Source organism: Pseudoclavibacter helvolus (assembly GCF_049707175.1).
Lineage (GTDB): Bacteria > Actinomycetota > Actinomycetes > Actinomycetales > Microbacteriaceae > Pseudoclavibacter > Pseudoclavibacter helvolus_A.
The window spans coordinates 25,805-45,178 of sequence record NZ_JBNAFM010000024.1; the positions used below are offsets into that span (position 1 = coordinate 25,805).

The 19,374-nt window shown below is 68.6% G+C and carries 18 protein-coding genes; 9 read left to right on the top strand and 9 right to left on the bottom strand.

What is annotated here, in order from left to right; translation table 11 throughout:
- The first annotated feature begins 184 nt into the window (after positions 1-184).
- A complete protein-coding gene (locus ACPYN9_RS15735; protein WP_424467568.1) occupies positions 185-691 on the top strand; it encodes a DsbA family protein in 507 nt (168 codons plus the stop codon).
- 2 nt (positions 692-693) lie between these two features.
- Here the strand turns inward: ACPYN9_RS15735 and ACPYN9_RS15740 are convergent, their stop codons facing one another.
- The 4 genes from ACPYN9_RS15740 to purD all read right to left on the bottom strand — a co-directional run bounded on the left by ACPYN9_RS15740 (position 694) and on the right by purD (position 4,830).
- Positions 694-987: a DUF1905 domain-containing protein gene (locus ACPYN9_RS15740; protein ID WP_424467570.1), complete on the bottom strand. Its 294-nt coding sequence runs from the start codon at positions 985-987 to the stop codon at positions 694-696.
- 60 nt (positions 988-1,047) lie between these two features.
- Positions 1,048-2,583 carry a SulP family inorganic anion transporter gene (locus ACPYN9_RS15745; RefSeq protein WP_424467572.1) on the bottom strand — a complete coding sequence of 512 codons (1,536 nt, stop codon included), beginning with the start codon at positions 2,581-2,583 and terminating at the stop codon, positions 1,048-1,050.
- 73 nt (positions 2,584-2,656) lie between these two features.
- Complete coding sequence (locus ACPYN9_RS15750) at positions 2,657-3,550, bottom strand: phosphoribosylaminoimidazolesuccinocarboxamide synthase (protein ID WP_424467574.1); 894 nt, start codon at positions 3,548-3,550, stop codon at positions 2,657-2,659.
- Positions 3,547-4,830, bottom strand: coding sequence for a phosphoribosylamine--glycine ligase (gene purD / locus ACPYN9_RS15755; RefSeq protein WP_424467576.1), 1,284 nt, complete (start codon positions 4,828-4,830; stop codon positions 3,547-3,549). Before purD ends, ACPYN9_RS15750 begins: the two co-directional genes overlap by 4 nt.
- Before the next feature lie 169 nt (positions 4,831-4,999).
- Between purD and ACPYN9_RS15760 the strand changes: the two genes are divergently transcribed.
- Positions 5,000-5,374 (top strand): sterol carrier family protein, encoded by a 375-nt coding sequence (locus tag ACPYN9_RS15760; RefSeq protein WP_424467578.1) that lies wholly within the window; start codon positions 5,000-5,002, stop codon positions 5,372-5,374.
- 90 nt (positions 5,375-5,464) lie between these two features.
- A complete protein-coding gene (locus ACPYN9_RS15765; RefSeq protein WP_424467580.1) occupies positions 5,465-5,902 on the top strand; it encodes a hypothetical protein in 438 nt (145 codons plus the stop codon).
- Positions 5,903-6,985: 1,083 nt separating this feature from the next.
- Here the strand turns inward: ACPYN9_RS15765 and ACPYN9_RS15770 are convergent.
- The 4 genes from ACPYN9_RS15770 to purF form a co-directional block, all read right to left on the bottom strand.
- Positions 6,986-7,600, bottom strand: coding sequence for an energy-coupling factor transporter transmembrane component T family protein (locus ACPYN9_RS15770; RefSeq protein ID WP_424467582.1), 615 nt, complete (start codon positions 7,598-7,600; stop codon positions 6,986-6,988).
- 479 nt (positions 7,601-8,079) lie between these two features.
- Entirely contained in the window at positions 8,080-8,781 is a 702-nt protein-coding gene (locus ACPYN9_RS15775; protein ID WP_424467584.1) for an energy-coupling factor ABC transporter ATP-binding protein, read from the bottom strand.
- A gap of 93 nt (positions 8,782-8,874) precedes the next feature.
- Complete coding sequence (locus ACPYN9_RS15780) at positions 8,875-9,504, bottom strand: biotin transporter BioY (RefSeq protein WP_424467586.1); 630 nt, start codon at positions 9,502-9,504, stop codon at positions 8,875-8,877.
- Positions 9,505-9,718: 214 nt separating this feature from the next.
- Positions 9,719-11,176 (bottom strand): amidophosphoribosyltransferase, encoded by a 1,458-nt coding sequence (gene purF / locus ACPYN9_RS15785; RefSeq protein ID WP_424467588.1) that lies wholly within the window; start codon positions 11,174-11,176, stop codon positions 9,719-9,721.
- Positions 11,177-11,374: 198 nt separating this feature from the next.
- Here purF and purM point away from each other — a divergent pair, with 198 nt between their 5' ends.
- Positions 11,375-12,481 (top strand): phosphoribosylformylglycinamidine cyclo-ligase, encoded by a 1,107-nt coding sequence (purM, locus tag ACPYN9_RS15790; protein ID WP_424467590.1) that lies wholly within the window; start codon positions 11,375-11,377, stop codon positions 12,479-12,481.
- A gap of 212 nt (positions 12,482-12,693) precedes the next feature.
- On the opposite strand, the gene ACPYN9_RS15795 is transcribed toward purM, so the two are convergent.
- Positions 12,694-13,635 carry an asparaginase domain-containing protein gene (locus ACPYN9_RS15795; protein ID WP_424467592.1) on the bottom strand — a complete coding sequence of 314 codons (942 nt, stop codon included), beginning with the start codon at positions 13,633-13,635 and terminating at the stop codon, positions 12,694-12,696.
- A 244-nt stretch (positions 13,636-13,879) separates the two neighbouring features.
- Here ACPYN9_RS15795 and ACPYN9_RS15800 point away from each other — a divergent pair, with 244 nt between their 5' ends.
- From ACPYN9_RS15800 to ACPYN9_RS15820, 5 genes are all read left to right on the top strand, one after another.
- A complete protein-coding gene (locus ACPYN9_RS15800; protein ID WP_424467594.1) occupies positions 13,880-14,818 on the top strand; it encodes an ABC transporter substrate-binding protein in 939 nt (312 codons plus the stop codon).
- Positions 14,819-14,961: 143 nt separating this feature from the next.
- Entirely contained in the window at positions 14,962-16,641 is a 1,680-nt protein-coding gene (locus tag ACPYN9_RS15805; RefSeq protein WP_424467596.1) for an aromatic amino acid ammonia-lyase, read from the top strand.
- Between the two features lie 49 nt (positions 16,642-16,690).
- Complete coding sequence (locus ACPYN9_RS15810; RefSeq protein WP_424467598.1) at positions 16,691-17,755, top strand: ABC transporter ATP-binding protein; 1,065 nt, start codon at positions 16,691-16,693, stop codon at positions 17,753-17,755.
- Complete coding sequence (locus tag ACPYN9_RS15815; RefSeq protein ID WP_424467600.1) at positions 17,752-18,477, top strand: ABC transporter permease; 726 nt, start codon at positions 17,752-17,754, stop codon at positions 18,475-18,477. The genes ACPYN9_RS15810 and ACPYN9_RS15815 overlap by 4 nt, the downstream gene beginning before the upstream one ends.
- On the top strand, positions 18,477-19,247 hold the full coding sequence (locus tag ACPYN9_RS15820) for an ABC transporter permease (RefSeq protein ID WP_424467602.1): 771 nt from the start codon (positions 18,477-18,479) through the stop codon (positions 19,245-19,247). Before ACPYN9_RS15815 ends, ACPYN9_RS15820 begins: the two co-directional genes overlap by 1 nt.
- Positions 19,248-19,374 lie beyond the last annotated feature (127 nt).

Sequence of the window (19,374 nt, forward strand, 5' to 3'; positions counted from 1 at the left end):
GTGGGCTGCGGGGAGGGGAATCATGAGTTCACGGGGTAGGAGAGTCGTGATCTCGGCGGTTGCAATCGGGATCGCGGTGATCGTTGTGCTTGCGGTGATTTGGTCCGCGTGGCCTCGGACGTCAAGTGGGTCGGTGGCCGCGTCCGTCGAAGGTGCGCTCCCAGGGGCCCGCGCTGACTCGCACATGCTCGACGCTGCTGGCCCGGAGGCGCCGACCCTGGTGGAGTTTCTCGACTTCGAGTGCCCCAGTTGTGCCACGCTCCACCCGACCGTGACCGCCCTGCGTGCGCAGTACGAGGGCAAGATCAACTTCGTCGTGCGGCACTTCCCTCTCCCCGGTCATTCGCACGCGATGGATGCAGCGCCCGCGGCCGAGGCGGCAGGCCAGCAGGGACGTTTTGAGGACATGTACTTGGAGCTCTTCGAGAACCAAAAGGCTTGGTCGGCCCGGACCGAGTCGCAATCCGGAACCTTCCGCGGTTACGCGGATGAGCTGGGACTCGACCTGGTGGCTTACGACGCTGCTATCGCCGACCCGGCGACATTGGAGCGCATCCGAGTAGATATTGACGATGCGCAGCGTGTGGGCGCTCAGGGTACCCCGACGTTTGTGCTGGATGGGGAAGTGCTGCAGCTTGAGAAGCTCAGCGACTTGACCGATGCGTTGGACCGCGCGCTGGCGCGACAGTAGGGCTACAGGTCGACGAGGCGTACCTTGCCGGTGACCGGCGCATCCAGCTCAAGACCCTCGGCCTCGCGGACGGCCTTCTTGATCGGCAGGATGTAGGCGTCGTCGCTCGGGAAGATCGACGTGCGCCACGTGGAGCCGCCGACCGTCGCCTCGACTCTGACCGAGCCGAAACCGTGCGTGAAGTTCTCGGTCGCCGCCGCGATCTTGTCGGACGCGTCCTCGCTGAGGCTCACGAACGTCCACAGCTCGCGCCGCTTCTCCCAGCGCCACAGCGGATTCGAGAACGAGAACTCCATCCACCCATGATGGCGCACCGTGCGCGCGCGGGCGAGGAGCAGAACGCCGAGACTGGCGAACTAGTGCCCGCCGCCGGGCAGCACGTCGCGCATCCGCTGCAGCCTGGTCTCGCTTTCCGCGTTCAAGCCGACCACCTCGACCGACGTGCCCCTGCCCTCGTACTTCTCGATGACCGCGTCAAGCGCCGCGACGGTCGAGGCGTCCCAGATGTGCGCCGCCCCGAGATCAATGACCACTCGACCCGGGTCCGCGGCGTAGTCGAACTGGGCGTAGAGGTCGTTCGACGAAGCGAAGAAGAGCTGCCCCGTCACCGCGTACTCGGCGACTGCGCCACCCTCCGTGAGCGTCCGGCGCACCTCAACGACGTGCGCGACTCGGCGCGCGAAGAGCAGCACCGCGCACAGCACCCCAGCGCCGACGCCGATCGCGAGGTTGTGGGTCGCGACCGTCGCGACGACCGTGACCACCATGACGGCGGTCTCGCTGAGCGGCATCCCACGCAACGTCGACGGGCGGATCGAGTGCCAGTCGAACGTCGCCCAGCAGACGAAGATCATCACCGCGACCAGCGCCGCCATCGGGATGAGCGCCACAACGTCGCCGAGCAGCACCACCAGGAGCAGGAGGAAGACGCCAGCCAGGAACGTCGAAATGCGCGTGCGGGCGCCCGACGCCTTCACGTTGATCATCGTCTGGCCGATCATCGCGCATCCACCCATGCCCCCGAAGAACGCCGTGATGACGTTCGCCGCCCCCTGGCCCCACGCCTCGCGCGTCTTGCTCGAGCGAGTGTCGGTGATGTCGTCGACCAGCTTCGCCGTCATGAGCGACTCGAGCAGTCCGACAAACGCCATCGCGAGGGCGAACGGGAAGATCACCTGCAGCGTCTCGAACGTGAGCGGCACATCCGGGACGAAGAACCCGGGCAGCGTGCTCGGCAGCTCACCCTTGTCGCCCACGGTCGGCACGTCAATCGACGCGAACACCGTGATGAGCGTCAGAACCACGATCGCCACGAGCGGCGCGGGCACGACCGTCGTGAGACGCGGCAGGCCGAACACGATGAGCAGCGCAAGCGCGGTCAGCGGATACACGAGCCACGGCACGCCGAGCAGCTCCGGCACCTGCGCGAGGAACACCAGGATCGCGAGCGCGTTCACGAAGCCGACCATCACCTGCCTCGGGATGTACCGCATCAGCTTCGCGACGCCGACCACCGCGAGCAGCACCTGCAGCACGCCGGCCAACAGCACCGCCGCAATCAGGTAGTCGAGCCCGTGCGACGCCATGAGCGGCGCGATCACGAGCGCCACGGCGCCAGTGGCCGCCGAGATCATCGCCGGCCGGCCGCCGAGGATCGCGATCGACACCGCCATCGTGAACGACGCGAACAGTCCGACCCGGGGGTCAACCCCCGCGATCACCGAGAAGGCGATCGCCTCAGGAATCAACGCAAGCGCGACGACCAAGCCGCCGAGGACCTCCACCTTGAGGAGGCGCGGCGACCGCAGGGTGCGCAGCACCGACTGCCGCTGCTCGGGCGAGATCGCCAAAGATCCGGGCGTTCCCGGCACGGATGCGGGTGAAGAGGGCACGGCTGGGTCCAGTCTCGAAGTGAAGGCGGGCGGGACTGAACCCTGCAGAAGATGAGGAGGAAGCGCTGCGAGGTTAGGCGCGGACCCCGAGGCGATCGAAGAGCTCCGCGTAGCGGGCCTGCGTGCGCTCGATGACCTCCGCCGGGAGCGTGGGCGGCTCGCCCTGCTTGTCCCAATTTGCCGACAGCCAATCGCGCACGATCTGCTTGTCGAACGACGACAGGCGCTGCTTCACCGGGAGGGACGTGTCGGCGTACAGCTTTGCGTCCCAGTACCGCGACGAATCGCTCGTGAGCACCTCGTCGCCGATCGTGATCTGGCCCGTCGACGCGTTGCGCCCGAACTCGAACTTCGTGTCCGCAAGAATGACGCCGCGCGCCTCGGCGATCGCCGACGCCTCGCGGAAGATCCGCAACGACAGGTCGCGAAGCGCGACCGCATCGTCCAGGCCAACGAGCTCGATCATCCGCTCAAAGCTGATGTTCTCATCGTGCTCACCCTGCGGCGCCTTATAGGCAGGGGTGAAGATAGGTGTTGGAAGACGGTCCCCGTCCTCCAAGCCAGCCGGCAACTCGATGCCGCACACCGTTCCGCGCTCCCGGTACTCGACGAGCCCCGAACCGGTCAGATAGCCGCGCACCACGCACTCCACCGGGAACATCTCGAGCCGCACGACCCGCATGGACCGAGCAGCGGTGTCCGCCGGCAGCGACGCATCCCACCCGGCAGGTTCCCGCAGATGATTCGCGACATCAATGCGATCGAACCACCAGCGGCTCAGCGCCGTCAGCCGCGCCCCCTTGCCGGGAATGCCGGGGGAGAGGATGTGGTCAAACGCGCTCACCCGGTCGCTCGCGACCACCAGCAGCACGCGGTCGTCGCCGAGCTCCTCGTACACCTCACGCACCTTGCCAGACGACACATGCGACCAGCCCTCGAGCACGAGAGCCTCAGCTGCGTCGGTCACGACTGCTGCTCACGGGCCGCGAGCTCCGCGATGTCCGCGCGGTACTGCGCGCCGTCGATGTGGATGCGCGACAGCCCCTGGTACGCGAACGCGCGAGCATCCGCGATCGTCGCGCCCGTCCCCACAACGTTGAGAATGCGACCGCCGCTCGTCACGAGCGTGTCGTCGTCGCGCTCGGTGGTCGCCGCCTGCAGCACCTTGACGTTCGGCTCGGCGAGCGCATCCGGAACACCGGTGATCGTGCGACCCGACTGCACGTCCTCCGGGTACCCCTCGCTCGCGAGCACCACCGTGACCGCTGCGTTGTCCGCGATCGCCAGCTCCTCCGGCAGATGCCCAAGCGTGCCGGTCGCCGACGCATACAACAGCTCGGAAAGCGGCTGGTCGAGGCGCTCCAACACCGCCTGCGTCTCAGGGTCGCCGAACCGTGCGTTGAACTCGATGACACGAATACCCGCGCTCGTCACGATGAGGCCGCAGTACAAGAGGCCAGCGAACGGGGTGCCGGACGCGCGCATCTCGTCGACGACCGGCTTCGCGACCTCATCGACGATGCGCTTCGAGAACGCGCGCTCGCCGCCGAAACGGTCACCTAGGAACGGGACAGGCGTGTACGCGCCCATGCCGCCAGTGTTCGGGCCCTCGTCGCCCGCGAGGAGACGCTTGAAATCTTGAGCCGGTGGCAGCGCGCGCACGTTGACGCCATCGGAGAAAACGAACTGCGACACCTCCTGGCCGTCCAGGAACTCCTCGACCAGCACCGGGCCGGCAGCGAGCCAATGCTCGGCGTGCACGAGCGCATCCTCACGGCTCTCCGTCACCATGACGCCCTTGCCAGACGCGAGACCATCGGCCTTCACGACATACGGGGCACCAAACTCATCGATGGCCGCGGCAGCCTCATCAAGCGTGGAAGCGAGGCGCGCACCACCCGTCGGCACACCGGCGCGCGACATGACGTCCTTCGCGAACGTCTTCGAGCCCTCGATCTCGGCGGCCGCCTTCGACGGTCCAAACACCGGGATACCAGCCTCGCGAAGCGCATCGGCGACACCCGCCACAAGCGGCGCCTCGGGGCCAATGACCACCAGGTCGAAGTTCTCGTCCTTCGCGAACTCCGTCACAAGCGACGGATTATTCACATCGAGGCGAATCACCTCGGATTCAGCGGCGATGCCGGGGTTGCCCGGCGCCGTGACGATCGAGTGTGCACGCTCGCTGTGGAGGGCGGCAACAATTGCGTGCTCGCGGGCACCGGATCCGAGGACGAGAATTCTCACCGCACCAGCCTAACCGGGGCCGACGCTTCGCGCTTCCGCGTGAACGCAGATGACCGACGGACGTCCGCCGGGCCGCCCCGGTGGTTCCGGTGGTTCCGGAGGTTCGGGCATGCACCATGCGCCGGGCGCGGCTCCGCACCGCCCCCACAGCCTGGAGCAGAATGGAGACGTGCCGAAACCCCGAATCGCCGACACCACCGGCCTCGACGCCATCACCGTGTGGGCAGAAGCCCACAGCGAAGGCCGCCCCACGCCTCGTACGGACGCGGCGACCGCAGTGCGTTACACGCTGCAGGCCCTCGAGGACCGAGCCCCCGGAGCGAGCGTCGAAGTCCGCGTCCCACCCTTCGGCGCAGTCCAATGCGTCGAAGGACCAGGACACACCCGAGGCACCCCGCCCAACGTCATCGAGCTCGACGCCGACACCTGGCTCGAACTCGCCACCGGACGCACCACCTGGCGGGCAGCCGTCGACGCGAACCGGGTGCGCGCATCCGGAACACGCGCAGACGTGTCAACGTGGCTGCCGCTGGTCCGACGCTGAACGACGCCCCCCACGAGGCGGGGGGAGCGGAAGCTCCCGCGCAGCCCTAAGTCTGCACGCGCTCACCAGGAACTGCGAGACAATAGACGCATGCTCCGCGAGAACGAACCAACTCCGTCGCGCCCAGAAGACGGCGACGACACCACGGCCGGCCGCGCGGCCAACGCCGCGGGCGAGCTGGACGAGTACGAGGCGCAGTTCGCCGACATTGCCGAGTTCGGTGACGAAGAAGACGAAGACGACGGCGTTCGCGAGATGAACGCCAGAGTGCACCGTGTTCCACGCATGGGCAGCTTCATGGTGCTCGGCGCAATCGTCGGCGTCGTGCTCGTCACCATCCTGACCTTCGCGTTCCCACCGAACGAGGCGTTCACGCGCATCCAGGTCTTCGCGTTCCTGCTCGCGTTCACCGTGCCCATCACCCTGGCGCTCGGCGGGCTCGCCGGGTACATCGCAGGCCGCGTCTCGGCCAAGAAGACGATCGACGCGCGGCTCATCCGCGCAGACGAGCTCGAGAACCGCACCTAGAGCGACCTCGCCCCGGGCAGACTGGTTGCCCGGACTCATGGCCGTGCGGTTACGCGGTCGTGCCGTTGAGCTGTGTGTCTCCCGGTCGGTCGTCGAGCTCCGGGCGTCGGGCTTTGTGGTCGAGCGGTCTGCGGCCTGACTCGGCCACTCAGAGTGACGTGGGTGAAATTTTCTGCGCGGTAGGCCCCGTTGCGATCTCTACGTCACTCTGAGTGCGCGGTTGCGGTGCTGGCGCAGTCGCCGGTGCCGGTGCTGGTGCTGGTGCTGGTGCGTGGTCTCGGTCTCGGTGTGGACCGGAGTGATGTTCCGCCGCGCGTCGGCTGCGCACGGAGCTGTCGCCTGGTCGCGGCGGCGCCTCCGCCGCGCGTCGGCTGCGCACGGAGCTGTCGCCTGGTCGCGGCGGCGCCTCCGCGGCGCGTCGGCTGCGAGCGGGGGTGCGGCTCTGTCGCGGCATCGATTCGGCCAGTCAGCGTGACGTGGGTGGGATTTTCTGCGCGGCAGGCCCCGTTGCGTTCCCCACGTCACTCTGAGTGCGCGGTTGCGGTGTCGGCCCACGTGACGGTGCCGGTGCCGGTGCCGGTGCGTGGTCTCGGTCTCGGTGTGGACCGGAGTGATGTTCCGCCGCGCGTCGGCTGAGCACGGAGCTGTCGCCTGGTCGCGGCATCGACTCGGCTGCGCGGCTGCGAGCGGGGGCTGCGGCTCTGTCGCGGCATCGATTCGGCCAGTCAGCGTGACGTGGGTGGGAGTTTCTGCGCGGCATGCCCCGTTCCGATCCCTACGTCACTCTGAGTGCGCGGTTGCGGTGTCGGCGAAGGTGCTGGTGCTGGTGCCGGTGCTGGTGTGTGGTCTCGGTCTCGGTCTCGGTGTGGATCGGAGTGAAGTTTCTGCGGCGCGTTGGCGGCGAGCGGGGCTGCTGCTCTGTCGCGGCATCGATTCGACCAGTCAGCGTGACGTGGGTGGGAGTTTCTGCGCGGTAGGCCCCGTTGCGTTCCCCACGTCACTCTGAGTGCGTGGTCCGAACTCGGTGTCGGCTTGCCATGCCGCTCGTCGGCCGCCACGTCACTCTGAGTGACAGCGACGCCGTTAGTCGTCGAGGCCGCGGGCGTGCAGCGCGTCAGACATGTTGTCCGCTCGGCGCAAGGCCCGCACAACGAGTGGCACGGCAAACGCGCGCGGGCTGCCGCGGCGTCCCCGCGCATACTGCGCCTGCCTGGCGGTCTCGGCGAGCTCCGCGATAAGCGGGACGGCGCGCACGCCGAGCGCAAGCTGGAGAGCCACGCGGTCTGGATTCACCCCGAAACGCCGCAGCGGCTTCAGCGACCACACGATGGCGTCGATCATCGCCGCGGTGCGCGTCGTGAGGCTCACGAGCGTCGCTGCGAGCACCAGCGCGACGATCGACCCGACGACGCCGACAGCGCGGGCCAGATCGGCGCTCCACCACTGGAACGCGAAGATGCCGACGAGGAAGATCCAGGTCGGGCGCACGCCTCGCCACGCGTAGCGGAGGTTGAGGCCTGCGATCGCGAATCCGAGCAGGGCAATGGCGACTGCGATTCCGGCAGCCAGCGGCGAGGAGATCGCGAGCACCGCGGCGCCGGCAGCGACGAGCGCGAGGAGCTTGAGTCCCGCGGGCAGCCGGTGAACGGGGGATGCGCCGGGCACGTAGACAGCCAGCTGCGCGCCTCGCTCAGCCACAGGACTGCACCTCGAGACGTTGTTCTGGCGTCGCAGACGACGCGGGCGGGCACGTCGGAACATTCGCGGCGCTCGTGGTCGCCATGTCCGGGACGGAGGTCCGATCGACGCCAGTCTCGCTGTCATCCCCGGCACGCCCGGCGATCGGAGCGCGCCGAGCATCGAGCCCGGGCTGCACGCCAGAAACACCCCGCGAACCGAACTCGCCCCGATCAATCACCGCCGTTCGCGCGCGGACATCCGACACAGCGGCCACGTGAGTGATCCGGCGACTCCGAGCTGGAGTCCTTCCGCCGGTCCCAGGCGCATCGTCGGGCCGCGTCGCAGTCGTCGTAGTCTCCGCAGTCGCCGCGACAGTCCGCGCCGTCGCCGTCGCCGTCGCCGTCACCGTCCCCCTCGCCGTCGCCGTCGCCGTCGCCGCGACCGCGCTAGCGGTCCCGCTCCGCACCGCCATCACCACCGCACCCCCGTCGCCCCGGTCACAGCGGGCCAAGTGCGTCGATGAGCGTCCGGTATTGGGCGACGGCCGCTCGCGGTGGCCCGTCGAAGCGGATGCGCCCCTCGTGCACCACGAGCACGCGGTCGAAGTCGCTCAGCAGCTCCAGGTCGTGTGTCACGAGCACCACCTGTTGCGGCAGCCGCGCGATCCGAGCGGCGATGGCGCGGGAGTTGCGAAGGTCGAGGAGCGTGGTCGGTTCGTCGAGGACGAGGACGCTCGGCTCGGTCACCAGCACTGATGCGAGCGCGAGCAGCTGTTTCTGCCCTCCGGAGAGCAGGTGTGCTGGGTCGTCGGCGCGCGCCCGGAGGCCAACTTGCTCGAGTGCGGCCGCGGTGCGCGCCGCGATCTCGGCTTTACTGAGCCCGCGGCGTCCGAGCCCGAAGGCGACGTCTTCGCCGACGGTCGGCATGATGATCTGCGAGTCGGGGTCGGTGAAGCAGAAGCCGACGCGTCGGCGCACGTCGCGACCGTTGCTTCTGGTGTCGAAGCCGTCGACGGTGACGGTTCCGCGCGTGGGGAGGAGGAGCCCGTTGAGGAGGCGCGCGAGGCTCGATTTCCCTGACCCGTTGGCGCCGATGATCCCGATGCGCTGCTCCGCGAGGGTCGCGGTGATGTCGTCGAGGACGGTCCTCCGCTGGGCCCCGTCTCCGAACGTGACGTCCACTCCGCGCAGTTCGATCATGCGATCACGTCGATACGGTGCGCGATCCTGCTGCTGCCCGAGTGCAGTGGATGCGCGGGGTGGCGCGCGCGGACTGCTTCGCGGGTCGTGGGCTCACGCATCCACGGCGGGCGAGGGCTTCGCCGGGTCTGCGGTCCGCGTGCGGCGTGGTCGGGGCGGCAGCAGCCCGGGGTAGGCCTTGTGCACGCCGCGGGCGATGAGCGCTGCGACGACGGCCTTGGCCAGGTCGCCTGGCAGGAACGCCAGGGCGGAGAGGGCTGCGGCGCCGAAGCCGATCTTTGCGACGAGGGCGACCCCGATGATGCCGGGGATGTAGAGCACCAACACGCCGCCGACCACGGTCGACACGATGCCGGGCAGGAGGCGGAACGGGGTGCCGAAGCGCTCGACGAGCCAGCCCACGGCGAATGCCGCGATGGGGAAGCCGATGAAGTAGCCGACCGTGGGGCTCGCGAGCACAGCGAGGCCGCCGCGCCCGCCGGCGAGCAACGGGAGTCCGGCAAGCACGAGGACGTTGAAGAGCAGCAGCGCAGAGAACCCGCGCTTCGAGCCGAGCACGGCCCCGGCCAGCATCACGCCGAGGGTCTGCAGCGTGATCGGCACACCCGGGCCGGGAATCGTGATGGCGGGCACCACGCCCAGCGCCGCCACGATGCCCGCGAATACCGCGATCTGCGTGAGATCGCGCGTGCGGTTGTGGGGTGCGGGGGCTGCGTCGGTCACGAGAGGACTCTACCGGCGCATCTGGCCCGCCTTTTGCCCGCCGCTCCCCGCCCCGCCCTCGCCGACGTCCGCCACAACCTCGGGGCATCCATACGAAAATCGCATGCTCGTTGGATTACGAACATGCGATTTTCGTGTGGATGCACCCGGCAGGGGCAGGGGCAGGGGCAGGGCAGGGGCAGGCGCGGACGCAGGGGCAGCTCCGCGCGCGCAGCTAGCTCTTGGTGTTGAGCTCCAGCCAGGCGAGGTACTCGGGCGTGACGGTGCCGGTGACGTAATTGCCGTCGAAGCAGCTCATGTCGAGTTCTTTCACGTTGCAGCCTTCGGTGATGGCCGTGAAGAGATCGCCGACCTCCTGGTACACGAGGCGGTCGGCGCTGATGACCGACGCGATCTCCTCGATCGACCGGCCGGATGCGACGAGCTCGCCGCGCGACGGCATGTTGATGCCGTACACGTGCGGGTAGCGCACCGGGGGAGCAGCGGACGCGAAGGTCACCGAGTTGGCTCCGGCTTGGCGGGCCATCTCGACGATCTCCTTCGACGTGGTGCCGCGCACGATCGAGTCGTCGACGAGCAGCACGTTCTTGCCGCGGAACTCCGTCGGCAGGGCGTTGAGCTTCTGGCGCACGGACTTCTTGCGCACCTTCTGCCCGGGCATGATGAACGTGCGGCCCACGTACCGGTTCTTGTAGAACCCTTCGCGGTAGTCGATGCCGAGGGTCTTGGCCATCTCCATGGCAGTGGGGCGGCCCGAGTCTGGGATGGGCATGACCACGTCGATGTCGCCGGCGCTGATGCTGCGCTCGACGTTCGCGGCGAGGGTCTTTCCCATTCGCAGGCGCGACTCGTAGATCGAGATGCCGTTCATGACGGAGTCGGGGCGGGCGAGGTAGACGTACTCGAACGAGCAGGGCGCGAGGCGCGGGTTGGCGGCGCACTGGCGGGAGTAGAGCTCTCCGCCCATGGTGATGAAGATCGCTTCGCCCGGTTCGACGTCGCGCACGAGGTCGTAGCCGCCCGATTCGAGCACGAGCGACTCGGAGGCGACGACCCATTCGTCGCGTCCGTGCTCGTCGTGGCGGCGCCCGAGCACGAGGGGGCGGATGCCGAACGGGTCGCGGAAGGCGAGGAGCCCGTAGCCGGAGATGAGGGCGACGGATGCGTAGGAGCCCTCGACCCGGTCGTGGAGGCGGGTGATCGAGTCGAACAGGTCGTCCGGGGTGAGCTCGTCGCCGTTGATGCCGTGCTGCAGCTCGTTGGCGAGCACGTTGAGCAGCAGCTCGGTGTCGCTCGACGAGTTGAGGTGGCGGCGGTCGACGTTGAAGAGTTCTTTGCGGAGCTCACGCGTGTTGGTGAGGTTGCCGTTGTGGACGAGGACGATGCCGTAGGGCGCGTTCACGTAGAACGGCTGCACCTCGTCGTCGCTCTTCGCGCTGCCGGCGGTCGCGTAGCGGACGTGGCCGAGGCCGACGTTGCCGAGGAGGTTTCGCATGTCGCGGGTGCGGTAGCCCTCGCGGACCTGACCTTTGACTTTCGCGATGTGGAACGTGTCGCCGTCGGCGGTCGCGATGCCGGACGAATCCTGGCCGCGATGCTGCAGCAGGAGGAGGGAGTCGTAGATCTGTTGGTTGACGGGACTGGTCGAGACGTGACCAACAATGCCGCACACGCTGGGGGAGCTCCAAGCACGAGTAAGCGGGCCCGTGAGGGCCACGAATGTAAGGAGGCCACGAGGGGCCCTGAACGATTTTCCGATTTTGTCACAGCTGACGCGTCCTCGCGCACCCGCGAGGGAAGGGTTCGCTTCGGGGGTAACCGTGGCGGCGGGCTAGGCTGTTGGGCGCATCCCCCGAGGAAAGGGCATTCTGTGTCAGGCAACGACCTCTACGCCGCCGCTGGCGTCGACACCCGCGCGGGTGACACCGCCGTCGAGCTCATGAAGCGAGCCGTTCAGGCGACCCACGGACCGGAAGTCCTCGGCGGCGTCGGCGGGTTTGCCGGTCTCTTCGACGCGTCGCGGCTGACGTCGTTCACGAAGCCCATTCTCGCGACGTCGACGGACGGCGTTGGCACGAAGGTCGCGATTGCGCAGGCCATCGACAAGCACGACACGATCGGCCAGGATCTTGTCGCCATGGTCGTCGACGACATCGTCGTCGTGGGTGCCGAGCCGCTTTTCATGACTGACTACATCGCGTGCGGTCGCGTGGTGCCGGAGCGCATCGCCTCGATCGTCGAGGGCATCGCGAAGGCCTGCGCCGAGACCGGCACCGCGCTCACGGGCGGCGAGACGGCCGAGCACCCTGGCCTGCTTGGGCCGGACGACTACGACGTGGCGGGTGCCGCTGTTGGCGTCGTCGAGGCCGACCGGATGCTCGGGCCTGAGCGCGTGCAGCACGGGGACGTCGTCATCTCGATCGCGTCGAGCGGTCTGCACTCGAACGGCTACTCGCTGGTTCGCCGCATCATCGCCGACCAGGGCCTCGCGTTCACGGACACTTCGGCGGAGCTCGGCGGCGTCGTCGGCGAGGTGCTCCTCGAGCCGACCCGCCTCTATACCGGCCCGCTCGTCAAGCTTCTCGCGGAGCCCGCCCTCGATGGTGCTGTGCACGCGTTCAGCCACGTCACCGGCGGCGGCATCGCGGCGAACCTCGCCCGCGTCCTCCCGCAGGGTGCGTGGATCGAGCTCGACCGCGGCGCCTGGTCTCCGAACGACGTCTTCCGCGTCCTCGCAGGCTTCGCCGGCGCCGACCTGGAGTCGACGGAAGGCACCTGGAACCTCGGCATCGGCATGTTCGCGGTCGTCGACGCGCGGCGCGCCTCCGCCGTTGTCGAGTGGCTCGAGGCCGCCGGCCTGCCGTCGTGGGTCGCCGGCACCATCTCGACTGAGGCTCGAGACTTCGAAGGCTTCGAGCAGGGCGCTAAGGGCGTCGACGGAGGCGCGGTGCGCCTCGTCGGCAGCTACGCAGGCTAGGGCGCGACTCGAGGCGCCCTCCCTCGGTCGAACGACGGGGAGGTCTGGGCACGCGGACGCAGATCTCCGCGCGAGCTGACCAATCAGAGTGTCATTTGCGCGCTTCGCGGGTGTTTCGGTGCTCCTGGCGCCGATATTGCACTCGTTCTGGACAGCGACAGCGTCAGCGACAGCGCGCCGAGCCTCGAGCCGCGCGCCGGCCCCGCCTGCCGCTACTCGGCGGCGAACGCGGCCGCGATCTCCTCGCTGCTCGCCTCGTTGGCGATGAGGGCTGCGAGCAGGATGCGCGCCTGGCCGGCGCGCAGAACGGCGGCGTGGATGGCGCCGACGACCGCGAGGTCGTGGCCGCCGCCGCCTCCGCCGTAGCTGGCCTTGAGCACGCCGAAGGGCACGCGGCTCGACACCACGAGCGGCACGCCGGACGCCTGGCATTCCCACGCGGCGGAGACGATGCTCTGGCTGGCGTTGCCTGAGCCGAGGGCGACGAGGACGATGCCCTGCACGCCGGCTTCGAGGCTCGCGTGGAGGTGCGTTGCATCCGCTCCGGGGTTGACGGCGACGGTGTCGACGCGGATTCCGGCGACGGGTGCCGGCAGGTGGATGCGCTTCGCCGGCTTGTCGGTGACGCTGCGGAACGCGTCGGCTCGGTCCGCGGACGCCTTCGTGAGGCCCCACGCCTTGAGGAGCCGACCGCCGAAGGCGACGAGCACGCCCCGCCCGCGGTTGGCGGGGTCGAGTGCGGCGGCGAGCGCGGCGGCGAGGTTCGCGGGTCCGTCGGGCGTCTCCGACTCGGCCGTGAATTGCGACCCGGTGAAGATGACGGGCTTCGAGCTGGTCAGTTGCAGGTCGGTGAGCAGCGACGACTCTTCCATGGAGTCGGTGCCGTGCAGCACGATGACGGCGCTCACCTCGTCGTCTTCGACCTGCCGGCGCACCTCGTCGCTGATGGACTGCATCTCGGCGAGCGTGAGGCTCGATGAGTCGACGGCCATGAGGTTGACGGGACGCAGGCGCGCCCCGGGGGCCTGCGTGCCCTCGAGCAGCGCATCGGCGCCGAGGCTCGGGGTTGTCGCTCCCGATGCGGTGGTCGTGCTGGCGATGGTGCCGCCCGTCGCGATGACGGAGATGAGTGGGAGGGATGCTGTGCTCGTCACGGTCACATGTCTACCGGTTTTCGCTGGGGCGCGCGCTGAGGGTTGACTTCGCGTTCTTCGGAGGTATGTGCTGGGGGATGCGCCGCGTGCGGCCCGGGAACATGGTGGCGGTCCGGGACGTTGACGACGTAACACAGAGTTAATTCGCGCCGTCCGGGAAGCGCGTGCCGAATTCTTGGGGCACATTCCTAAGATGGCCGAACTCACTGATGTTCTGGCTACCGCCGAAGATAGGGGAACCCCAATGCAGAAGAAGCGTCTGATCACGGGAGGCATCGCTGCGATCGCAGCGATCGGCCTGCTCTCAGCATGCTCCAACCCGACCGACACCGCCGCGGGTGGAACCGACGACGGGGCCGCATCCGGTGACACGATCGTCGTCTCCTCCGCGAACTTCCCGGAGTCGGAGATCATCGGCAACCTGTACGCGGAAGCGCTCAAGGACGCCGGCTTCACCGTCGAGACGCAGTTCAACATCGGGTCGCGCGAGGCGTACATCCCGGCGCTGTCCGACGGCTCGATCGACCTGATCCCCGACTACACCGGCAACCTCCTCATCTTCCTCGACCCCGAGGCTGAGACGACCGACGCGGAGACGATCAACACGAACCTCACCGCGGCGCTCGAGGCGGAGGGCCTCAAGGGCCTCACGCCGGCAGATGCCGAGGACAAGGACGCGGTCGTCGTCACGAAGGAGACCGCTGAGAAGTGGAACCTGAAGACGATCGCCGACCTCGCAGCGCACAACGCTGAGATCACGTACGGTGCGCCCGCCGAGTTCCAGGAGCGCCCGCAGGGCCTCCCGGGCCTCAAGGAGAACTACGGCGTCGAGCCGAGCGCCTTCACCCCCATCGCTGACGGTGGCGGACCGGCAACGGTCGATGCCCTCGTGAGCGGTCAGGTGCAGGTCGCGAACATCTTCACGACGTCGCCCGCGATCGTCGAGAACGACCTGGTCGTGCTTGAGGACCCGAAGAACAACTTCCCGGCGCAGCAGGTCATCCCTGTCGGCAACTCCGAGAAGCTCACCCCGGAGGTCGCCGAGGTCATCGACGCCATCTCGGCGCAGCTGACCACTGAGGAGCTCATCGAGCTCAACACGCGCGTGTCCGGCGAAGAGAAGGTCGAGCCCACCAAGGCTGCGACCGACTGGCTCACCGAAAAGGGCCTGCTCGGCGCGTAGGCACCGCTGCACCCCGCACGGCTATGAGGGTGGATGCGGGTGGGGACGACCCGCCCGCATCCACACCCCGCAGCTTCCCCCGAACCGACTTCCCCCGCGTACTTCACCTCCAGCGTTCAAGATCCACCAGAAGCGAGTTCCGGATGCAGCAGCACGCAGACGCCGAACGGCCGCAAGTGCGCCCCACGATGCGCCCAAGCAAGCGCGCGGCGCAGGGCAAGCGGGCCGTCAGGGATGCGTCGTCCGCCGGTGTGAATGCGCTGGCCGGCACGAGCGCTGAGGGATCGCTACCCCAGACGAGCTTCGTCATCGGGCGCGACCGCATGACGCCGCGCATCCTGGAGCGTCTGGCCGTGACGGTCGGGCAGCTCGACATCGACCCGCACGTGCGCGTCCGGCTTGCGGAGGCTAGATCCGTGATCGAGAGCGTCATGGCGCGCGGCGAACCCGCCTACGGCGTGAACCGCGGTCTCGGCCCGCTCCGCGACCAGGAGATCCCTGAAGAGCTGCAGCACGCCTTCCAGCTGTTTGTGCTCGCCTCACACGACGCGGCGGTCGGCAAGAACCTCACCCCCATCGAGGCCCGCGCGGTCATGCTCGCACGTCTCGCCGTGATGGCGCAGGGCAACTCGGGCGCAACCACGTCGCTCTTTGAAGGCCTCCGATGCCTCCTCGAGTGCGGTGTGACGCCCGCGATCCCCTCCGAGGGGTCCGTCGGCGCCGCCGACCTCTCCATGCTCGCCGCCATCGGCAACGTGCTCGTCGGGCGCGGGCGCGTCCTCGACGAGACCGGGACGCAGACGGCTCCCGCCCGCGAAGCGCTCGCCACGGCAGGGCTCGCCCCGCTGGAGCTCGCCGCGAAGGACGGGCTTGCGCTGGTCGGCGCGAACGCCGCCTCCGTCGGCATCGCCGCCCTCACCTCGGTGCGGCTCGACCGCTTCACCGCATCCGCCGACCTCGTGGTCGCGCACACCTTCGACGCGCTCAATGGCAGCGTGAAGGGCTTCCAGGAGAAGGTCGTCGCCGCCCGGCCACACCCCGGCCAGATCCGAGCCGCCGCCCGCTTCCGCTCGCTCCTCGGCTCGAGCCGCGCCTACGGGCCCGCGACCGCAGGCTCCCTGCAAGACCCGCTCTCCATGCGCACCGTGCCCCAAGTGCACGGCACCCTCATCGAGCAGGCGGACGTGCTGCGCGAGTCGGTCACCGTCGAGCTCAACGCCCGCAGCGAGAACCCATACATCGACGTCGACAACGATGTCATCATCTCGAACGGCAACTTCTCGACCATCCAGATGGCCATTACGGCCGACTCCGTGCGCCTCCTGCTGGCGCACTTCGGCATCATGAGCGAGCGACGCTGCTCCCTCATGATCCGGCGTCTGCGCTCCGAGCGCTCGCTCGTCGAGCAAGTGCTGTCGATCGACGACGCCGAGCATCCCTTCGTGCCCGTCATCCTCGCCAACACGGCCTCGTCGCTCATGGCGCGGTTGCAGCAGCTCGCCGCACCCGTTTCGCACCTCGGCGGCGTGGTCGGCGACGGCGTCGAAGATCACAACGCGCAGGGCTACCTCGCCGTGCGCCTGCTCGAGGACAGCCTCGAAGCAGCCGAGCGCCTGCTCGCGATCGAGGCGCTCCTCGCCGTCGGCGTTGGCGTCGCGGCCCCGGCGCCCAGCATGAAAGACCGCGCGCCGCTCGTCGTGCAACTCTCGAAGCGCATCCGTGAAACGCTTGCGCTGAACGACCCAGCCATCATGACCTCTCAGCGAATCGACCGCGTGCGCGCCGACATCGCCGAGCTGAGCGAGCACGTGCAGGACGCGTGAGCTGCAAGCTCTCGCACCAAGATCACCCCGTCCCCAGCCAAGGAGCAGCATGATCACCTTCGAGAGCGTCACCAAGACGTATCCGGACGGCACCACCGCGGTCAACGACCTCAGCCTGGAGATCGAGGAGGGCTCCTTCACCGCCTTCGTCGGGCCAAGCGGGTGCGGCAAGACGACGTCGATGCGCATGATCAACAAGATGATCGACGCCTCAAGCGGTCGCATCACGGTCGCGGGCAAGGACGTCGCCGACGTGCCGTCGACCCAGCTGCGCCTGGGCATCGGCTACGTCATCCAGAACGCCGGCCTCTTCCCGCACCGCACCGTGCTCGACAACGTGGCGACGGTGCTGCGCCTCAAGGGCGTGCCCGCCAAGGAGGCGCGCGCCAAGGCGATGGATGCGATCGAGCGCGTCCGCCTGCGCCCCGAGCTCGTGCACCGCTACCCGGCCGACCTCTCCGGCGGGCAGCAGCAGCGCGTGGGCGTGGCCCGTGCGCTCGCAGCCGACCCGCCCATCCTGCTCATGGACGAGCCGTTCAGCGCCGTCGACCCGGTCGTGCGCGATGAGCTGCAGCAGGAGATGATCCGCCTCCAGCGTGAGCTGAAGAAGACCATCGTGTTCGTGACGCACGACATCGACGAGGCGCTCATCCTCGGCGACAAGATCGCGGTCTTCGGGCCAGGCGGCGTGCTGCACCAGTACGCGGCAGCCGAGGAGGTCATGACGAGGCCGGCGAACTCGTTCGTGTCGAGCATGATCTCCAAGGACCGCGGCTACCGGGCCCTCACGTTCCGTGAGGCGTCGCTCACCGCGGAGCACCTCGCCGACCCGGTGGCCGGCATCATCAGCCTCGACCCCCACACCGCCGAGTGGTCGCTCGCGGTCGACGACAACGGCCACCCCGACGCGTGGCTGCACCGCGCGAGTTCCCTGCGGGTGCCGGTCGGTGCCGTCGTCACGCTCGACGACAACCTGCGACGGTCGCTGGATGCGGTGCTCGCGTCGCCGGCGGGCCTCGCGGTCGTCGTCGACGAGGCGGGCGTCGCCGCTGGCGTCGTGCGCGGTGAGGCGGTCTTCGCGCAGGTCGCGGCGGCGAGCGGCGACCGGTCATGAACTGGCTCATCAGCAACTGGGACACGGTGTGGCCCATCATCATCCAGCACACCGTGCTCTCCGTCGTGCCGACCGTGCTTGGTCTTGTCATCGCGCTGCCGCTCGGGATGCTGCTCGTCGGCCGCCCCCGCGGGCGCGCCATCGCGATCGTGGTCGCGAGCATCGTCTTCACGATCCCGTCGCTGGCGCTGTTTGTCGTCATCCCGTCGATCGTTGGCACGCCCATCATCAGCCCGCTCAACGTCATCATCGCGCTGACGCTCTACTCGACGGCGCTGCTCATCCGCACTGTCCTCGAATCACTCGACGCCGTGCCGGCCGACGTCAAAGACGCGTCGAGCGCCATCGGCTACTCGGCGATCAAACGCGTCATTGAGGTCGAGCTGCCCCTCGCCATCCCGGTGCTCGTCGCCGGGCTCAGGGTCGTCGCCGTGACCAACGTGTCGCTCGTCTCGGTCGGCGCCGTCATCGGCGTCGGCGGACTCGGTCAGCTGTTCACCGCCGGATTCCAACGCGACTACCCAGACCAGATCTTCGCGGGCATCATCACGATCCTCGTGCTCGCGTTCATCTTCGACCGGGTCATCGCCATCGTCGGCGTCGCGACCACGCCGTGGCTGCGCAGCGGCCGCGTGAAGGCGAAGCGCGCGTCGAAGCGCACGCCCAACGAGCGCACTGAGACCGCCATGCTCGACACCGTGATCGGCAAGGGGAACGTCTGATGTTCAACGAAATGCTGGCCTACTTCCTCGACCCGGCCAACTGGGTCGGCTCCGCGAGCATCCCCGCCCGCGTCGGCGAGCACCTCTGGTACTCGTTCCTCGCCGTCGCGCTCGCCGCCATCGTCGCCTTCCCCCTGGGCCTCGTCATCGGCCACACCGGCAAGGGCACGACCTTCATCGTCGCCACCGCCAACGTGCTGCGCGCACTGCCGAGCCTCGGCCTCATGACCCTGCTGGTTCTGCTCATGGGCCTCGGCCTGTTCCCGCCCGTCATCGCACTCGTGGTGCTCGCCGTGCCGCCACTGCTCGCCGGCGTCTACTCGGGTGTCGCCAACGTCAGCCGTTCGACCGTGGATGCGGCGCGCGCCATGGGCATGACCGAGTGGCAGATCGTGTGGCAGGTCGAGCTGCCCAACGCGATGCCGCTCATCGTCGCTGGCCTCCGCAGCGCCGTGCTGCAGGTCGTCGCCACCGCGACGATCGCCGCCTACGTCAACCTTGGCGGACTCGGCCGCTACATCTTCGACGGCCTCGCCGTCACCGACTACGGCCGCGTGCTCGTCGGAGCCATCCTCGTGACGCTGCTCGCGCTTGTCGTCGACGGGCTCCTCGCGCTGCTCGGACGCCTCGTCGTGCCTGGTCGCAAGAAACGCGGCCCGAAGGCGGCTTCCGGCTCCCGCGCGGGGTCGGGCTCCGGGCTCGGTTCTGGCGCCGGCGCGGTCTCCGGCGCGACTGCCGCATCCACGAGCGTCGCCACAACAAGCGCCTAGCGCCCCGCCCCACACACCGATCGCTGCCAGTGAAGTGGCCCTTCTGAGCTTGTCATGTCGCAGGACATCGGTGACAGTTCTGTGTCAGGACATCGGTGACAGTTCCGGGGGTTTTGGTGGTGACACT